At 42.9% G+C, this 17,756-nt stretch carries 14 protein-coding genes and 2 tRNA genes; 1 reads left to right on the plus strand and 15 read right to left on the minus strand.

The genetic code is table 11. From position 1 onward, the window contains the following. Nucleotides 1-144: 144 nt before the first annotated feature. The 13 genes from ACP8HI_RS13710 to lspA all read right to left on the minus strand — a co-directional run bounded on the left by ACP8HI_RS13710 (nt 145) and on the right by lspA (nt 12,900). Nucleotides 145-234: a YjcZ family sporulation protein gene (locus tag ACP8HI_RS13710; RefSeq protein WP_438351828.1), complete on the minus strand. Its 90-nt coding sequence runs from the start codon at nt 232-234 to the stop codon at nt 145-147. Between the two features lie 749 nt (nt 235-983). Beyond that, a tRNA-Ile gene (locus tag ACP8HI_RS13715) sits at nt 984-1,057 on the minus strand. 40 nt (nt 1,058-1,097) lie between these two features. Beyond that, nucleotides 1,098-1,174 (minus strand) — tRNA-Met (locus tag ACP8HI_RS13720). 72 nt (nt 1,175-1,246) lie between these two features. Continuing rightward, a complete protein-coding gene (locus tag ACP8HI_RS13725) occupies nt 1,247-1,411 on the minus strand; it encodes a hypothetical protein (RefSeq protein WP_438351594.1) in 165 nt (54 codons plus the stop codon). Between the two features lie 860 nt (nt 1,412-2,271). After that, nucleotides 2,272-2,913 (minus strand): orotate phosphoribosyltransferase, encoded by a 642-nt coding sequence (gene pyrE / locus ACP8HI_RS13730; RefSeq protein ID WP_438351595.1) that lies wholly within the window; start codon nt 2,911-2,913, stop codon nt 2,272-2,274. Beyond that, nucleotides 2,910-3,647: an orotidine-5'-phosphate decarboxylase gene (gene pyrF, locus ACP8HI_RS13735; protein WP_438351596.1), complete on the minus strand. Its 738-nt coding sequence runs from the start codon at nt 3,645-3,647 to the stop codon at nt 2,910-2,912. The genes pyrE and pyrF overlap by 4 nt, the downstream gene beginning before the upstream one ends. A gap of 13 nt (nt 3,648-3,660) precedes the next feature. Next, nucleotides 3,661-6,882 carry a carbamoyl-phosphate synthase large subunit gene (gene carB / locus ACP8HI_RS13740; RefSeq protein ID WP_438351597.1) on the minus strand — a complete coding sequence of 1,074 codons (3,222 nt, stop codon included), beginning with the start codon at nt 6,880-6,882 and terminating at the stop codon, nt 3,661-3,663. A gap of 1 nt (nt 6,883) precedes the next feature. Further along, nucleotides 6,884-8,014, minus strand: a complete 1,131-nt coding sequence (gene carA / locus ACP8HI_RS13745) for a glutamine-hydrolyzing carbamoyl-phosphate synthase small subunit (RefSeq protein ID WP_438351598.1) — start codon at nt 8,012-8,014, stop codon at nt 6,884-6,886. 92 nt (nt 8,015-8,106) lie between these two features. Further along, nucleotides 8,107-9,396, minus strand: a complete 1,290-nt coding sequence (locus tag ACP8HI_RS13750; RefSeq protein WP_438351599.1) for a dihydroorotase — start codon at nt 9,394-9,396, stop codon at nt 8,107-8,109. A gap of 104 nt (nt 9,397-9,500) precedes the next feature. Further along, nucleotides 9,501-10,412, minus strand: coding sequence for an aspartate carbamoyltransferase catalytic subunit (locus ACP8HI_RS13755; protein ID WP_438351600.1), 912 nt, complete (start codon nt 10,410-10,412; stop codon nt 9,501-9,503). Beyond that, nucleotides 10,409-10,993 (minus strand): bifunctional pyr operon transcriptional regulator/uracil phosphoribosyltransferase PyrR, encoded by a 585-nt coding sequence (pyrR, locus tag ACP8HI_RS13760; protein WP_438351601.1) that lies wholly within the window; start codon nt 10,991-10,993, stop codon nt 10,409-10,411. The genes ACP8HI_RS13755 and pyrR overlap by 4 nt, the downstream gene beginning before the upstream one ends. 459 nt (nt 10,994-11,452) lie before the next feature. Further along, the gene (locus ACP8HI_RS13765) at nt 11,453-12,412 is read right to left on the minus strand and encodes an RluA family pseudouridine synthase (RefSeq protein ID WP_438351602.1); all 960 of its coding nucleotides are present in this window, start codon (nt 12,410-12,412) and stop codon (nt 11,453-11,455) included. Continuing rightward, complete coding sequence (lspA, locus tag ACP8HI_RS13770) at nt 12,409-12,900, minus strand: signal peptidase II (protein WP_438351829.1); 492 nt, start codon at nt 12,898-12,900, stop codon at nt 12,409-12,411. The genes ACP8HI_RS13765 and lspA overlap by 4 nt, the downstream gene beginning before the upstream one ends. A gap of 226 nt (nt 12,901-13,126) precedes the next feature. On the opposite strand from lspA, the gene ACP8HI_RS13775 reads away from it, so the two are divergent. Beyond that, nucleotides 13,127-13,870: a TraR/DksA C4-type zinc finger protein gene (locus ACP8HI_RS13775; protein ID WP_438351603.1), complete on the plus strand. Its 744-nt coding sequence runs from the start codon at nt 13,127-13,129 to the stop codon at nt 13,868-13,870. Nucleotides 13,871-13,886: 16 nt separating this feature from the next. On the opposite strand, the gene ACP8HI_RS13780 is transcribed toward ACP8HI_RS13775, so the two are convergent. Further along, nucleotides 13,887-14,210 carry a DUF5665 domain-containing protein gene (locus ACP8HI_RS13780; protein WP_438351604.1) on the minus strand — a complete coding sequence of 108 codons (324 nt, stop codon included), beginning with the start codon at nt 14,208-14,210 and terminating at the stop codon, nt 13,887-13,889. 138 nt (nt 14,211-14,348) lie between these two features. Beyond that, nucleotides 14,349-17,435: an isoleucine--tRNA ligase gene (gene ileS / locus ACP8HI_RS13785; RefSeq protein WP_438351605.1), complete on the minus strand. Its 3,087-nt coding sequence runs from the start codon at nt 17,433-17,435 to the stop codon at nt 14,349-14,351. Nucleotides 17,436-17,756 lie beyond the last annotated feature (321 nt).

Here is a 17,756-nt window from a genome sequence, read left to right on the forward strand (position 1 = left end):
TGTGATGGTCCAGTGTGGGTTCCCTATGAGGATGTAGAACTATTGTCGCGGGTAATAAATATGTTTGACAAAAAGACCACTAAGGCATAAGCCAATGTGGTCTTTTTGTTTGGCTTGAAATGAATCAATGAAATATATATTAGTTTATATACAGAACGCTTTGCTGATTATAACAAGCAAAATGAACAATACTAATATCGCCCCTACACCACCAGCACCACCAATTCCACCAATTCCACCAACACCGCAACCTCCATCAAATCCACCAACACCGCCAACTGCTCCATATCCTCCAACAACTTCGCCCATATTAATTCCTCCTTTTCAACTGAGTACAGCTTACTATATGTGCAAATATTATTTGAGGATTGGATTTAATGGCAAGAAAAATCCAGCCTTGAACATGCTCTGCGGTGATTTTTGTTCCTAATTGAAACTTCTTCTTACCCGAACACAAAAATCTCCCTTAACCTTATAGTTGTGGGGGACAAAGGGTCTCTTGATCTCACATCCAGTTAATCCTTTAACTTCTTGTTCACTTCTACGTATTAGCTTCGGTTCTTGGACTACTCTGGAGAGATATCGTTTTTAAGCTCTAAGAGTTACATGTAATCCAAACGGTAAATTGAACACGCTCCGAATCGCTAATACAACGTCCTAAGACGAACGATTCGATCCGTAGCACAAAACTATTCAAGTTCATCCCGAACGACTTACAGGAGCGATTTGAGCAGGTACAGAAGGTCTCCTCGTCTTCATCCGGAAGTCTAGCGTAAAGAAAATTGGTTTCCATGCAAGATGAAGCTATCGGTCGGATCAATTCAGAACTCAATAAATCCACTAAAAAACAGCCTGAAACTGTGGATAACTAGATCGCCATTAGCAAACCCAACTCACCCTCCCATTTATGCCTTCTTTTGAACAAGTTAAACATCTCTATAAACAAGAAAAAAACCCTTACTAGGTAAGGGTTTCGCGCGATATGGGCCTTGAGGGACTCGAACCCCCGACCAATCGGTTATGAGCCGACCGCTCTAACCAACTGAGCTAAAGGCCCTAAATAATATGTAATCCACAATAAATAATGGCAATTTAATTGGTTGCGGGGGCAGGATTTGAACCTGCGACCTTCGGGTTATGAGCCCGACGAGCTACCGTGCTGCTCCACCCCGCGTCAGTTAGTTATTCAAATAGCGACAAGAATTAATATACAACATTAACACCCTATACGTCAAGCCTTTTTTATTCAAGGAATAAATCGAACACCATAACGCCCTCTGCGGGAACGAAATATTTCCACAGAATAAGGATCATCATACCCATAAATCCAGCCATCCTGCTCTAGTCTTTTGGCAAGACAATCTGCTTGATATTTGCTTGTATAAAGTTTACCGAAATATACCCACTGCATACCTCTTCCCTCTTTCTCATCATGAGTAAAATAAGATGTCGATCGTATTGTTGCCTAGTTGCTCTCTATACATACAACCCGATTCGCAATATTTAGAATGACCTTATGGTGGACGATTACTGGCACTTTCGCAGAGTTATGTCCCATGAATAAGAAAATCATCTATCCGATGATGGACTACATTCACTGTTAAAGTCATGTTCCTTGAATGATCAACAGTTGTATAAAGTACACTTAGATTGGGCCGACTTCCTCTAACACTAACTTTAGTTGCAAATACTACATCTAGATTTCTCGAAACATGCACTTTCCATCATTATCACCCCTTTTAACTGTATGTTTTACACCTAATCCTCCCTCACCCTACCTTTCCTGCTAATTAAGTGCACTTTCTACATCTTTTCCATCCTTATTATCCTTTTATGTTGCTATTCCACCCACTTCCGCCTCCACCATCGGGTTAACACCCTTTCGTGTGTGTAACCGCTCCTCTCTATCTCTATGTACATTCCAATGGTTTGAGGGCCTAGGAGGCGTTGTAGCCATCTCCACTAATATTCTTTTTGAAGGAAAAGCCTTCACTTTTGCAGTAATCTCGCTCCAATCTAACTTGATTGGTTGGTTGATTGGTTGGTTGGTTGTGAGTCAGTCAGTGACGTCTTCATCCTATTTCAACGGTTTATGAACAGGTATACCGTCAAAACATCGGGGGCCCGATCCTACACGTATTTCTGTCAAACCCTTATCTTCGTATTAATCCCGAAATGATACACTTTATTATTGATAGAAAAACCGGCTGCACCGTCCTTATTGAAGGATGGCACAGCCGGTTCTACAAAAATGATATGAATCAATATTTCTTATACTCCGAAGGTTGAGGGATCTTCTCTCCAAGCTTTCAATGCGGCTACATCTCCCGCTTCAATCTTCCCTTGTTCAAGAGCAACATCCATCAATACTCCGTAGTTAGACAAGCTCTGAAGTGGAATGCCAGCCTCTGCGAATGCATTAACAGCTTGGTCCAGCTGATAGCTGAATATCGCAAGAACCGCCAATGGCAGCGCTCCTGCTTCCTTAACAGCTAAGGCAGCCTTCAATGAACTTCCTCCAGTAGAGATCAAATCCTCAATGACAACCACTTTCTGGTTCGGCTTGATTAATCCTTCGATCTGATTCTGTTTACCATGTCCTTTAGCCTTATCACGAATATAGGCCATCGGAAGATTTAGCTTCTGAGCTACCCAAGCAGCATGTGGGATACCAGCTGTTGCTGTCCCTGCGATAACTTCCGCATCGGGATACTGCTCACGAATGACCGCTGCGAACGATTCCGCAATATATTCACGAATCTCAGGATATGACATCGTTAAGCGATTATCACAATATATCGGAGATTTAATGCCTGATGTCCATGTGAAAGGTTGTTTCGGGCTTAAAGCTACAGCTTCAATATTTAGTAAATAACCTGCAATGGTTCCAGGAATTTCAATCAGTTTACTCACGACTTCATCATCTCCTCAATAATTAGTTCTGCTGCTTCACGGGGATTGTTAGCCGCTGTGATAGGTCGACCAACGACAATATAGTGGCTTCCCTGCCGTATCGCTTCCCCAGGTGTTAATACTCTGGATTGATCTCCTATGTCACTCCCTGCAGGACGGATACCTGGCGTTACTGTAATAAAGTCTCTACCACATGCCTCACCAATCGAGGGTACCTCCTGGGCAGACGCCACGACACCACTCAGACCCGCTGAAGCCGCAAGTTTAGCGTATCTTACAACAGCGTCTTGTATGTTACCTTCCACACCAATCTGTTCATTTAACACCAATTGACTTGTGCTTGTTAAATGTGTGACGGCAATGATCAATGGCTTTGATAAAGAAGCATCACTTGCTAATGCAGTTGTCATGCCTTCATAGGCTGCCTGCATCATCTGAATTCCGCCCGCCGCGTGAACATTGAACATATCCACACCAAGCCGTGTGATGCTCTCAGCACCACCCTTAACGGTGTTAGGAATATCATGCATTTTCAAATCCAAGAAGACAGAATAACCTTTAGCCTTCAGTTCGCGCACAAAGCTCGGGCCTGCAGCATAGAAAAGCTGCATCCCGACCTTCATATAACAAGGTATTCCTTGTAATCGATCCACTAAGGCGGATGCCTGTGTGGCATCTGGATAATCCAGTGCCACGATCAGACGACCTGCCATATTCTTATATTCCGTATTCATAACTCCCTGCCTCCTATTGCCCAATAAATGATGGCATAGCTTGAGATGAGAAATTAATGGTGTCTAACATGATGAGCAATGCTCTTACTGTATCAAGTGACGTCATACATACGACACCATTCTCTACAGCTTCACGACGAATTCTGAATCCGTCACGCTGCGGTAATTTACCCTTAGTAAGGGTATTAAATACATACTGAGCTTCACCTGTACGGATCAGATCAAGGATGTTCGGTGTTCCTTCGCTCAACTTATGAACGGTAGTCACATCAAGTCCTGCTTTATTTAGAGCGTCTGCTGTGCCGCCTGTTGCATATATTTTATAACCTAATCTCTTGAATCCAGCCATAAGTTCTACCGCTTCATCTTTATCTTTATCAGCCACAGTTACAATGATTGAACCTGTAGATGGTATTTTCATACCTGCTCCAATCAAGCCTTTATATAGCGCCTTAGCATATTGAAGATCGCGCCCCATAACTTCACCTGTTGATTTCATCTCAGGTCCAAGCGTAGTATCTACTCTACGTAGTTTAGCAAAAGAGAACACAGGTACTTTCACTGATATATATTTGCTCTCAGGCCATAGTCCCTCTTGGTAGCCTAAGTCTTTCAACTTCGTACCTAGAATCGCTTGCATGGCAAGATTCGCCATTGGGATTGTTGTTACTTTACTCAAGAATGGAACGGTACGAGATGAACGTGGGTTCACTTCGATAACGTACACTTCATCTTGATAGATAACAAACTGAATATTTACCAGACCAATCGTCTTCAGTTCCTTAGCTACTTTGATCGTAATATTCACGATCTTCTCTTGAAGATGAGCTTCCAGATGCTGCGGTGGATAGACAGCAATCGAATCCCCTGAGTGAACACCAGCACGCTCAATATGCTCCATAATCCCTGGAATTAATACCGTTTCACCATCACAGATTGCATCCACTTCTACTTCCTTACCGAGCATATAGCTATCAATAAGTACAGGATGCTCTGGATTGATCTTCACAGCATGCTCCATGTAACTCAGCAATTCCTCATCAGAGTAGACAATCTCCATCGCACGTCCACCCAAGACATAAGAAGGACGAACTAGCACAGGGTAACCAATTTTCTCAGCTGTTGCAACTGCTTCATCTACAGAAATAACCGTTTTCCCATTCGGTTGAGCCACATTCAAACGAGTTAGCAAAGCTTCAAATTTCTTACGATCTTCAGCTTCATCAATGCTTTCTAAGCTCGTACCCAATATTTTCACACCTGCTGCACTCAATGGTGCTGCTAAGTTAATAGCGGTCTGACCTCCAAATTGAACAATAACTCCAATTGGATTCTCTTGTTCAATCACGTTCATAACATCTTCGAAGAATAAAGGTTCAAAATACAGTCGATCCGATGTATTGAAATCCGTAGATACCGTCTCAGGATTGTTATTGATGATGACAGCCTCATAGCCTGCCTTCTGAATAGCCCACACAGCATGAACTGTCGAGTAGTCAAACTCGATCCCTTGTCCGATTCGAATTGGACCTGAACCTAGGACAAGGATCTTCTCCTTCGATGACTGAATAACTTCATTCTCAGTCTCATAAGTAGAGTAATAGTATGGTGTGGAAGCTTCAAATTCAGCTGCGCATGTATCAACCATTTTGAACACTGGACGAAGATTATGACTTAGTCTGAATTCACGAACTTCTGCTTCAGACGTATTGCTGTTGGTTGATACGTTCAGCTTACGAATTTCAGCAATGGATTTATCTGTAAATCCAAGTCTTTTGGCTTGATACAACATATCATAAGAAAGTGTTTCTTCTTCTTGGATACGCGTCTCAAACTTGATAATCCCCTCGAGCTTGTCAAGGAACCACCAGTCCACTTGCGTTAGGTCTTGGATTTGTTGCAGTGTATAACCGCGACGGAAAGCTTCAGCGATTAGGAAGATACGCTCGTCATCCGGTCTCTCAAGACGTTCGTTAAGAACCTCTTCACTTAATAGTTCTGCCCCTTCGAGATTAAAGCGATGAACACCAATCTCTAACGAACGAATAGCTTTATGAATAGACTCTTCAAAGGTACGACCAATAGCCATGATTTCGCCAGTCGCCTTCATTTGAGTTCCAAGCTTACGATTAGCATTAACGAACTTATCAAAAGGCCAGCGCGGAATCTTACTTACGATGTAATCCAATGTTGGTTCAAAACAAGCATATGTCTGCCCTGTTACAGGGTTAATAATTTCATCTAGAGTGTAACCCATAGCGATTTTTGCTGCCATTTTGGCAATAGGATAACCTGTCGCTTTGGATGCAAGTGCTGATGAACGACTCACACGTGGGTTTACTTCAATAACATAATATTGAAAACTTTGTGGGTCCAGTGCAAATTGCACATTACAACCACCTTCAATATTCAGTGCCCGGATAATTCTTACAGAAGCCGTTCTAAGCATTTGATACTCACGGTCTGATAATGTCTGGCTTGGAGCTACTACGATGCTATCACCTGTATGTACGCCAACAGGATCGAAGTTTTCCATGTTACATACAACAATACAGTTATCGTTCGCATCACGCATAACTTCGTACTCAATTTCCTTCATTCCTGCAATACTCTTCTCAATCAGACATTGTCCAATCGGGCTATAACGAATTCCGGAGACAACCGTCTCACGAAGTTCCTCTTCTGTTGCGCAAATTCCTCCGCCCGTTCCACCAAGGGTATAGGCAGGACGTACGATTAACGGATATCCAATTTCGCCGGCGAAATCAAGAGCTCCTTCTAGCGTAGTAACAATAGCACTTTCAGGTACAGGCTGTTCAAGCTCACGCATTAATTCTCTGAACAAATCACGATCTTCCGCTTTTTCAATAGAACTAAGCTGTGTTCCGAGTAACTTTACATTCTCCTGCTCGAGAACTCCAGCGCGTGCAAGTTCTACAGCCATATTCAGACCCGTCTGACCACCAAGTGTTGGTAGTAAACCATCTGGACGCTCCTGACGAATAATTTGCGTAACAAATTCCAAAGTAATCGGTTCAATATATACTTTATCCGCCATATTAGTATCTGTCATAATTGTAGCGGGGTTACTGTTAATGAGTATGACCTCTATACCTTCTTCTTTCAAAGCCTGACAGGCTTGCGTACCTGCATAGTCAAATTCAGCTGCTTGACCGATAACGATCGGACCTGATCCGATAACGAGTATTTTCTTTAGTTCATTATTTTTAGGCATCTTATTGAGCTCCTCTCGCACTTGCGGCTAATTCGGCTTGACGTGATCTAACAGGATGTTTAACTTTATGATCCGCGATCATTTGTAGAAATTCATCGAATAAATAGTTGCTTTCCTGTGGTCCAGGTGCCGCCTCCGGATGATATTGCACAGAAAATGCTGGGTGAATACTATGCTTCAACCCTTCAACAGTCTTATCATTATTGTTAATATGAGTAATTTCTAACTCTGTACCTTGAACAGATTTCTCAGTTACAGCATAACCATGATTCTGTGAAGTTATATAACAACGATTCGTCGCCAGATCCTTCACAGGATGATTACCTCCACGATGCCCAAACTTTAATTTCTCCGTATCCGCGCCACTAGCTAAAGCGAATAGTTGGTGTCCAAGACAAATTCCGAAGATCGGAATTTCACCTATCAATTCTGACACCGTACGAATGGCTTCTGGAACATCCTTCGGATCCCCAGGACCATTGGATAACAGAATTCCGTCAGGACGCATATGACGGATTTGCTCAGCTGTAGTGTCATGAGGAACGATAACAACATCGCAGTTACGTTCATTAAGTTCACGTAGAATCCCATTTTTCGACCCAAAATCCATCAATACGATCCGTTCCTTCGATCCTGGGCTAGTATAAATATTATTCGTAGAAGTACGAGCCACCTGATCTCTCAGAATTTCACTACCCGTTAATCGTTCTTGCAACTCTTCTACCGATGCTGCTGAGGTCGTAAGAATCCCTTTCATCGTACCATGGCTACGAATCATTCGAGTCAACATACGTGTGTCAATCTCACTAATCCCTACAATGCCATGTTCCTTCAGAAGTTCATCAAGACTGTACTCCGCACGCCAGTTACTTGGAACTGGCTCATGACGACGAACAACAAATCCGTGAATAAATGGTACATAGGACTCGAAATCATCACGTGTAATACCGTAGTTACCCATCAAAGGTTGAGTCATCGTTACAATCTGACCACAGTAAGACGGATCAGACAATACCTCTTGATACCCTGTAATTCCCGTGTTAAATACAACTTCTCCTGTTGATTCACCTTCCGCACCAAATGCCAATCCCGTAAACAGTGTGCCATTCTCTAATAATAATCTTGCCTGCATTCCATTCCACTCCCTCTGTCATTTACTCTTGCACTCTATATTTCGCCTGCTTTTTATCCATTCATGTTGTGTACCAGTGATTCTCGTTAACCTTATTCCGACCAGACTAGTCTTCCGTCAACCCAAGTCTTAACTGGCCATCCTTTTAGCTTCCAACCTGTAAATGGCGTATTCCGACCTTTGGATAGGAATTGCTCTGGATCGACGCTCTTCTCAGTTTCTAGATCGATCATCGTAAGATCAGCTGGTCTTCCTGCTTCAAGTTGTCCCGAATTCAGACCGAATACTTTAGCTGGGTCAGCAGTCATCCGCTGTACCAGGAAGGACAGATCCCAAAGCCCTGTCTCTACAAATTTAGTGTATAGAAGTGGAAATGCCGTCTCGAACCCTACGATGCCGAAAGGAGCAAGTTCCATCCCTTTCGCTTTCTCGTCAGCACTATGTGGCGCATGATCTGTAACGATCATATCTAGTGTTCCATCAAGTAAACCTTCAATACAAGCTTCAACATCCCGTTTCGAACGAAGGGGAGGATTCATCTTCCAATTCGCATCAAGACCCGGAATATCTTCTTCCGAAAGAACCAAATGATGCGGACATACTTCGGCGGTGACATGAATTCCAATCGCTTTCGCTTGACGAATCAATCGAACAGATTGTTCTGTACTCACATGGCAGACATGATAATGCACACCCGTTGCCTCTGCCAGCAGAATATCCCGTCCTACATGAATAGCTTCCGATTCATTCGGAATACCCTTTAGGCCGTGTTTTTTCGCAAATTCACCTTCTGCAACACACGCTCCAACGACTAGTGAGTTATCTTCACAATGAGCAATCACAGGCATATGAAGCTCTGCCGCGATTTTCATAGCATCTTTCATCATTTGTGCATTCTGCACACCGACTCCATCATCAGTGAAACCGATGGCTCCTGCTTCTTTCAGCGCTGCGAAATCCGTTAGTTCACGTCCGAGTTCATTCATAGTAATAGCTGCATATGGTAGCACTTTTACGATTCCCGCTTGACTTGCTTTCTCAAGAATCAGCTTAATCACATCGGGGTTATCCGTTATAGGTCGCGTGTTCGGCATGCAGGCAATCGTAGTAAAACCACCTTTGGCTGCGGAACGGCTTCCACTTTCAATCGTTTCTTTATGTTCGAAACCTGGCTCACGTAAATGCACATGCATGTCAATAAAACCTGGAGTCACTAATTTTCCTTCTGCATCGACAATTTCCGACGCCTCTTGTTGAATAGTTGAAAGGTCTACCTGAGCATCTACTAAAGACTTAATGGTGCCATCCTCTAGTAGAATATGCTTCTTCGCTAACTTCCCCTGCTTATCAAGAACACTCGCATTTGCAATAATCGTTAACATGACTACCTCCGCTTCTTGATTGCGCACTTTGGCTTCAATCTATTGTATAATAAAAATTCATGTTTGTGTATATTTATTAACTAAGAATGATGATGTCTTTTAGTCTAATATCTTAATGCACGCTCCATAACCGCCATTCTAATCGGTACGCCGTTGCTCATTTGAGGGAATATCATCGACTGAGAACTTTCCACAACAGCATCATCAATCTCTACATTACGATTCACCGGTGCCGGATGCATAATAATTGTATCCTTAGATAGCTTCGCTGCTCTTGCTTCCGTCAGACCATACCGTTCTCTGTAATCTTCCGATGACATTAACAACCCTGTAGCATGACGCTCCAACTGCACTCTTAGCATCATCACTACATCAGAATTCATTGCTTCATCCATCGTTACATAAGGTGCATGCTGTTCTAACTCTTTCGCAATCATACTCTTAGGTGCGCAGAAGTTAACCTGTGCCCCAAATTTTTGTAATGCCCAGAGATTCGAACGCGCAACACGACTATGTCGTATATCACCGATAATAGACACCTTTAAACCTTTTAATTCACCAAACTTTTTACGCATCGTGTATAAATCAAGCAGCGCTTGTGTGGGGTGTTCATTATTTCCGTCCCCCGCATTAATCAATGGAACCTTTACTGTCTCAGCTAAATCCTGTAGAACACCATCTGGTTTCAATCGAATGACTCCTACGTCGATCCCCATTGATTCGAGCGTTCGCACCGTGTCATAGATGGATTCGCCCTTTTCCACACTAGAAGCTGCTGCTGTAAAGTTCAGTACCTGTGCCCCGAGACGTTTCTCAGCCATTTCAAATGAAAATCTTGTTCTTGTACTATTCTCAAAAAACATATTGGCAACAAAGTGTGAACTTAAGATAGGAACAACCTTCTCTTGCTGTGCTTCCCAGTACGCTGCTCTATCCAATATCGACTCGATTTCATTTCGACTGATATCCTTTAGTCCCAGCAAACTGTGATCCTTGAGGTTAGTCGTGGTCATCATGACTGCCGCTCCTCTCTGTTCTGTAAGATCGTAACCTGATCTTTACCATCAATTTCAGACAGTGTTACTTCAATTTCTTCCTGATTAGAGGTCGGAACGTTCTTGCCAATATAGTCTGGTCTTATAGGGAGTTCCCGATGTCCACGATCTGCCAACACCGCCAATTGAATCATCCGAGGACGCCCACAATCCATTAAAGCGTCCATTGCTGCACGAATCGTACGTCCCGTGTAAAGAACATCATCGAACAATATAATTGTCTTATCTTGTATACTCACATTACCCAAGCTCTTCTTCAATTGATTCACCGCGAAATCTCCATCTTGCGGAACTAGGGCAAGTTCTTCTAATCGATCATCCCGATAAGCCGTCACGTCCAACTCACCACAATGGATGGGCATTCCTTCAATTTCCTGAATTCGTTCAGCGATTCTTTGTGCTATATAAATCCCTCGCGTCCGAATTCCGATAAGAATACAATTCTCAATCCCTTTGTTCTTCTCCAGAATCTCATGTGCAATTCTCGTTAAGGCCCGGCGTATAGCTGTTTCATCCATAATCACACGCACTTCTTTAACCATTAGTCATTGCTCCTCTACAGGAATTCCTTCAATTCTCCCGTGACATACAAAAAACTCCTTGCCTAGAAGGCAAGGAGTTTACTTCGTCATTCAACCGACATTCATCGGATTGAATAAGAGGACGCCCATTAACAACTCGTATATAACTATACGAGTGTTATGCGGTGAACCTCGGTTCACGTAACCTTGCCAGTCTCACGGGACTGAATTAAAGGTGCTATTCATCTAAAAATATTATGACAGACCTACGGAATGATGTCAACCGACATCAATTAACATCATTTGACATCAAACGCTCAAGCAGAAACGGCGACACCGTCCTTTTTCAAGGAGTTTATGCTTCCGATGCTAGTGATACTTCGTATCACTTTGAGGTATCCGTCTCTGCCGAAATATAAGCAATAGAGTATCAAGTGAAAGAGTTCATTCCATGAACCCATCTTCTTGTCATTTATAATTTTAGCGACTACGCAAACTGGTAATTAAATCTTGTAGATCCGGAGGTATTTCGGCATTGAATTCCATATACTCACCACTTGATGGATGTACAAATCCCAACACAGCAGCATGTAACGCCTGCCCAGCAAATTTGACACCTCTACCACGGCCATAGATGGGGTCACCAACTAACGGATGTCCAATAAACTTCATATGAACACGAATCTGGTGAGTACGACCTGTCTCTAATTTAAGTTCAAGTAATGTGTAATCACCTAAACGTCCCTGTACTGTAAAATGTGTCACAGCATTCTTGCTGTTCTTTTCCTTAACCGTATACATCTTGCGATCCATCGGATCTCGTCCAATCGGAGCATCCACCGTTCCTTGATCATGAGCTACGCTACCATGAACGAGTGCGATATAGCGCCGAGTCACCGTATGCTCCTTCAACTGTCCTGCAAGAGAGGCGTGCGACTTATCATTTTTTGCAGCCATAATCAACCCTGAGGTATCTTTATCAATACGATGTACAATTCCAGGACGTAATTCACCATTAATACCTGATAAATCTTTACAATGGTACATTAAAGCATTAACTAGTGTTCCTGAGGAATGACCCGGTGCTGGATGTACGACCATCCCTCTTGGCTTGTTCACTACGATAAGATCATGATCCTCATAAACAACTTCCAGAGGAATATCCTGAGCTACGATCTCCACTGTTATTGGTGCGGGAACGATAACCTCAATTCGATCTCCTTCGGAAAGCTTATAATTTGCTTTAACCGTACTTCCATTCACCTTAACGTGTTCACCCGTAATCCATAATTGGACCTGAGAACGGGAAACCTCTTCTCCCCACATTTCGGTAATATATTTATCAACTCGCTCTTTAGCAGAGCCCTCTTCAACTGTAAAATCTCGTGTTTCTGAATCAGATTCAAACAACTCATCTTCGTATATCTTGCTGTCATTCACGCTTCTTCATTTCCTTCCATATTCGGATTGGATGGTTGTCTTTTCATATCAAGGAAAGAGTCCAGGATAATCAATCCCACACCAACAACAATACAGGAATCCGCAACATTAAAAATCGGAAAAGTATAGCTTCCGAAGTTGAACTGCAAGAAATCCACCACTTCACCTGCTATGACACGGTCAATAAAATTACCTAACGCCCCACCTAACACTAAACCAAGTGCGAGTGGTAGCAGTTTATTACTCGTTTTCATCACTTTTTGTAAATACCAAATAATCGCGACAACCACTATAGTCGTAATGACGATGAAGAACCATCGCTGATCCTCAAGGATGCCAAAAGCCGCACCACGATTACGATGCGATGTGATCAGAAAAAAGTTCCCAATCACAGGTATCTGTTCAGTCAATTCCATTCGACTTGCAATCAAATATTTCGTTCCTTGATCCACCAGAAAAGCAACCACCGCGATTATGTAATATACCATAGAACAAGTCACTCCAATCTTATGGTTACCACCACTCTCACTAATCATTAGTGTATGGTAATAACTACGAATTACAGACTTGTTCATTGTAGCACAGGCGGTCTAAACCCGTCCATAAAGGACCAATGCCGAGAACATTTCCCTCACGTAAAACTACGCAATTGCGCACACTATATAACAAGAGAGTAACCTACCCTTCTCCCAACAGTTTAGAAAGGAGCCTCCAATGACACAATCACTTACATCCACAGAAATAAACCATTTACGTCGAATGCTTGAACTTGAAAAAAAGGATATTACTCATCGCATTGAAGAAAATGATCATCATGGTCTTGAGCAATCTTTGCGGTTTCAGACCGGTGAACTGTCTAGCATTGACAATCACCCAGGTGACGTGGCTACAGATCTTTATTATCGAAGTATGGATATTTCTCTCCTAGAACATGACAACTTACAATTGGAACGAATTGAAGCCGCTCTGACTCAGATCAATGAAGGAACATATGGAAGCTGTAATATTTGTGGCGAAGCTATTGCCTATGATCGTCTAGTCGCTGTCCCAGCAACGCGGTACTGTAAGGAGCACTCTCCCAGGCAGAATGTTTCGAACGATCGCCCAGTTGAAGAACAGCTCCTTATGCCTCCTTTTGGTCGAACCAGCTTAGATGAACGTGATGATCAGAACGGGTTCGATGGAGAAGATGCTTGGCAAATAGTAGAGCAATGGGGTACATCCAATTCACCGGCAATGGCAGAAGGCAATCAGATCGAAAGTTATAATGAAATGGCTATTGAAGCAGATGACGAAATAGAAGGTTGTGTTGAGTCCCTAGAAAGCTTTATAGCAGCAGATATTGAAGGGTATCCTATAGGTATTATCCGCAATCGTCACTACCTCAAATATATGGAAACTGGAGAAGGTGTTGATTCATTTAGCGAACAAGATACCGCCCTCCAAGATGATCATTAAGATCTTGGAGCAGAGATTAATAATCTAATTCCAATTGTCGTTGCACAATGCGTACAATATCTGCAATATAATCACCAATAATCGGCAAGTTCAAAGCTCCAAGCACTTGTAGGAAATAAATAATAGTCGCTGCAAAAAAAGTAAAACCAATAGCGATTCCTACGCCACGCGCAGTACCTGACAATATATTAAGCCAAATTAAACGCCATGGTCGATGTAAGAGTTCCGTGTATTGTGCAATACGTGATTTCTCCAACTGGTTCGCCATTTTCACCATCAGATTATAAGTATCTTCTGAACGATCCTGCTTCAAAGAAGAATCTTTATTTCCTTCCACCATTTTTTCTGCTCCTTTTGAACTTAACTCATTTTAAGAAGAAACGAGCCTTAAGCCCGTTCGGGAATAGATCTTCCCGAATCTTGGGCCTTAAGGCTCGTTTTCTTTAATTAAATCTATTATGTTCCAAAAGGCAATGTATTAATCTGCAATATAGATACCAACTGGCTTTCCAGCGAGCTCAACTTGTTCCATCGATTCTTTTGAACCGAACAACAATTCATTTACCAATACATTTTCACGTAATACATGATCGAATGCTGTAATCGCTTCTTTCAGCTCATCATCGACATCCAGCGTCAAGACAACACGCTTCTCAATCGGTAGATCAAGCTTCTTGCGGTAATCTTGAACTGCTCGAATCACCTCGCGAACCCAACCTTCTTGTACTAACTCAGGAGTTATCTCAGTATTCAATGCAACTGTAATCCCATACCCTGAGGCTGAGGCAAAACCAGATTTAGCCTGCTTATCAATCAACAATTCATCTGGAGTGATTTGAAACTCTTCTCCTTCAGGTGAAGTAACATGAAGAATGCCACTTTCTACAGCTTTACGCGTATCTTCTGATGACATTCCTTTGAAGTGGTTTTGCAGGAAACCAACGTTTTTACCATATTTTTTACCGCCAACTTTTAAGTTAAGCTTGAGTGTGAGATCAACAAACCCACTATCATCAGTCTCTGTAAGGATTGCTTTCACATTAATCTCTTCTTTGATAATATCCTCGTAGCCAGGAAGATCAAACCCACGATCAATCGATACTATTAATTCGGACAACGGCTGACGTGTTTTAAGCCCCGTCTCATTACGTACGTTACGTGCAAGTTCCACAATACGACGTGCTGTCTCCATATCACGTTCTAGTGCCTCATCAATTAGAGCTTCGTTCGCTTGTGGATAATCATCAAGATGGACACTCTCTCCACCACTAAGATTAAGGTATATGTCTTCAGCTAACATAGGTGTGAATGGCGCAATCAGTTTTGCCGTCGTGATCATAACTTCTGTCAACGTGCGGTAAGCATCCAACTTGTTTTCGGTAAGCCCACTTCCCCAGAACCGATCACGTGAACGACGGATATACCAGTTACTAAGCTCATCAACGAACGCCTCAATAGCTTTTGATGCATTCAAGAAATCATTCACAGCTAATCCTTTGTCCACTGTCTTGATCAAACTGTTCAGACGTGACAATATCCATCGATCAAGCTTGTGATTGGATGGTTGGAACGGATGTTCAGTCGGTTTATAACCATCAATGCTCGCATATAGGGTTAAGAATGCATGCGTATTGACGAGCGTATCTACCAGCTTGGATTTCGCTTCTCCAACAATTCCTTTAGAGAACCGTTTACTGTTCCAAGGTGCACTATCTGACAGTAGCGCCCAACGGAATGCATCCGTACCATACTCTTCAATGATCTCCCATGGGTCGATAACATTCCCTTTTGACTTAGACATCTTCTGTCCTTGTTCATCCAGCACATGCCCTGTCGCCATAACCGCTTTATAAGGAGCTTTCCCTGTTAGTAGCGTGGATACCGCCAATAGGCTATAGAACCACCCACGTGTCTGATCAATCCCTTCACAGATCATATCAGCAGGATACTGTTGCTCGAATGTTTCTTGATTCTCAAATGGATAATGTTGCTGTGCAAACGGCATGGAACCACTGTCAAACCACACATCAATCACTTCTGGTGTACGACTCATCTCACCACCACAGCTGCAACGAAGCTTGATTGCATCCACATACGGCTTATGCAGTTCTAGATCATCACCGATATCGCCGATTGCCTTCTCTTTCAGCTCTGCACGACTATGAGGGGCATGCTCCTCACCACATGTGTCACAGATCCACACATTCAGCGGTGTACCCCAATAACGATCACGGCTAATATTCCAATCCACCAGATCTTCTAGAAATTTACCGAAACGTCCTTCACGCACATGACCTGGATACCAATCAACCTCGTTATTGTTCGCAATCAGTTGATCCTTGATCGCCGTTGTCTTAATGAACCAACTATCCATTGCATAATAAAGTAACGGAGTATCACAACGCCAACAGAACGGATAGCTATGCTCATACTTCTCTTTACTGTACAGCAAGCCCCGTTCAGAGAGCATTTTAACAATATCCACATCACAGTCTTTTACAAACTTTCCAGCCAAGTCCGTCACTTCATCAACATAGCAACCTTGTAGGTTCACTACATTCACAAAACTAATGTCATTTTCTTTACATACTCTATAGTCATCTTCACCGTGAGCTGGAGCTAAATGAACGATACCTGTACCACTAGCATCTGTTACAAACTTCGCACCCAAGATGACATTCGCTTTCTCTAATTGAGTGTACTTAAATGGTGGATCATACGTCTTGCCAACCAACTCCGAACCTTTCAAAGTGCCGATCACCTCGTGATCACCATGCATGACATCTTCCACTAATTTCTTAGCGACGATATATACGCCATCATCCTGCTTCACACGCGCATATTCCATATCTGGATTCACAGCAAGAGCTACGTGTGCAGGTAATGTCCAAGGAGTAGTCGTCCAAGCTAGAACAAATTCTCCACTATCATGCAGCTTAAACTTAGCCGTAGCACTTAGATCTTTTATATCCTTATAACCTTGCGCAACCTCATGCGAACTGAGTGATGTCTGACAATCCGGACAATATGGACTGACACGATGACCTCGATATAGCAAATCTTTGTCATGCACAGTAGCCAGGATATTCCATACACTCTCAATGTAATTGTTATCCAACGTGATATATGGATCATCAAGATCCGTCCAGTAGCCAATCGCTTCTGTCAATTCACGCCATTGCTCCTCATATACAAACACACTTTCCTTACATTTCTTAATAAAAGCTTCTACGCCATACTCCTCGATCTCATGCTTATGCGTAATTCCAAGTTGCTTTTGCACGCCTAGCTCTACCGGAAGACCATGAGTATCCCAACCCGCCTTACGTACAACACGATACCCTTTCATCGTCTGATAACGACCGACGAAATCCTTAATTACCCGTCCTAGGACATGCCCAATATGCGGCTTCCCGTTCGCTGTCGGTGGTCCCTCATAAAATACAAAATTCGGTTTACCTTCACGGCGATCTATAGACTTACGAAACGTTCCTTCATCATTCCATTTCTGCAAAATACGTTGTTCTCTAGTACGTGCCTTTTCTTTGACATCGACTCTATCCATGAATGCTCATTCCTTTCAATTTATGGCCAGGGTCCATCCCCCTAAGTCCCCCTTTGTAAGGGGGATTCCAAGGGCTAGCCCTCTGGACACCCAAAATTTCGTCTTGATTCCTACATCGTCTGTTTTAAGTTTATTGGGGAGCGTATCCCCGCTTGCCGCCTTTTGCAAGCAAAAGGCCCGCTTTCAGTAACTCAGGAACATCGCTGCTCCTCTATCGTCTGTTGACCTGCACCAAAGTAACTACTTCGCTGTAGTGGAAGAACCCCGAGGATGATCCCCAGAGGGGGAGTCGAGGTTGGGACTTTCACCACCCTCAAGTAA

Origin of the sequence: Paenibacillus sp. FA6 (assembly GCF_051550225.1) — a bacterium.
Classification (GTDB): Bacteria; Bacillota; Bacilli; order Paenibacillales; family Paenibacillaceae; genus Paenibacillus_AQ.

Excerpts from the sequence above, each read along its gene's own strand:
- ACP8HI_RS13725 (WP_438351594.1), bottom strand. The coding sequence starts at position 1,411 with ATGCAGTGGGTATATTTCGGTAAACTTTATACAAGCAAATATCAAGCA.
- pyrF (WP_438351596.1), bottom strand. The coding sequence starts at position 3,647 with ATGAATACGGAATATAAGAATATGGCAGGTCGTCTGATCGTGGCACTG.
- carB (WP_438351597.1), bottom strand. The coding sequence starts at position 6,882 with ATGCCTAAAAATAATGAACTAAAGAAAATACTCGTTATCGGATCAGGT.
- carA (WP_438351598.1), bottom strand. The coding sequence starts at position 8,014 with ATGCAGGCAAGATTATTATTAGAGAATGGCACACTGTTTACGGGATTG.
- ACP8HI_RS13750 (WP_438351599.1), bottom strand. The coding sequence starts at position 9,396 with ATGTTAACGATTATTGCAAATGCGAGTGTTCTTGATAAGCAGGGGAAG.
- ACP8HI_RS13755 (WP_438351600.1), bottom strand. The coding sequence starts at position 10,412 with ATGATGACCACGACTAACCTCAAGGATCACAGTTTGCTGGGACTAAAG.
- pyrR (WP_438351601.1), bottom strand. The coding sequence starts at position 10,993 with ATGGTTAAAGAAGTGCGTGTGATTATGGATGAAACAGCTATACGCCGG.
- lspA (WP_438351829.1), bottom strand. The coding sequence starts at position 12,900 with ATGGTATATTACATAATCGCGGTGGTTGCTTTTCTGGTGGATCAAGGA.
- ACP8HI_RS13775 (WP_438351603.1), top strand. The coding sequence starts at position 13,127 with ATGACACAATCACTTACATCCACAGAAATAAACCATTTACGTCGAATG.
- ACP8HI_RS13780 (WP_438351604.1), bottom strand. The coding sequence starts at position 14,210 with ATGGTGGAAGGAAATAAAGATTCTTCTTTGAAGCAGGATCGTTCAGAA.
- ileS (WP_438351605.1), bottom strand. The coding sequence starts at position 17,435 with ATGGATAGAGTCGATGTCAAAGAAAAGGCACGTACTAGAGAACAACGT.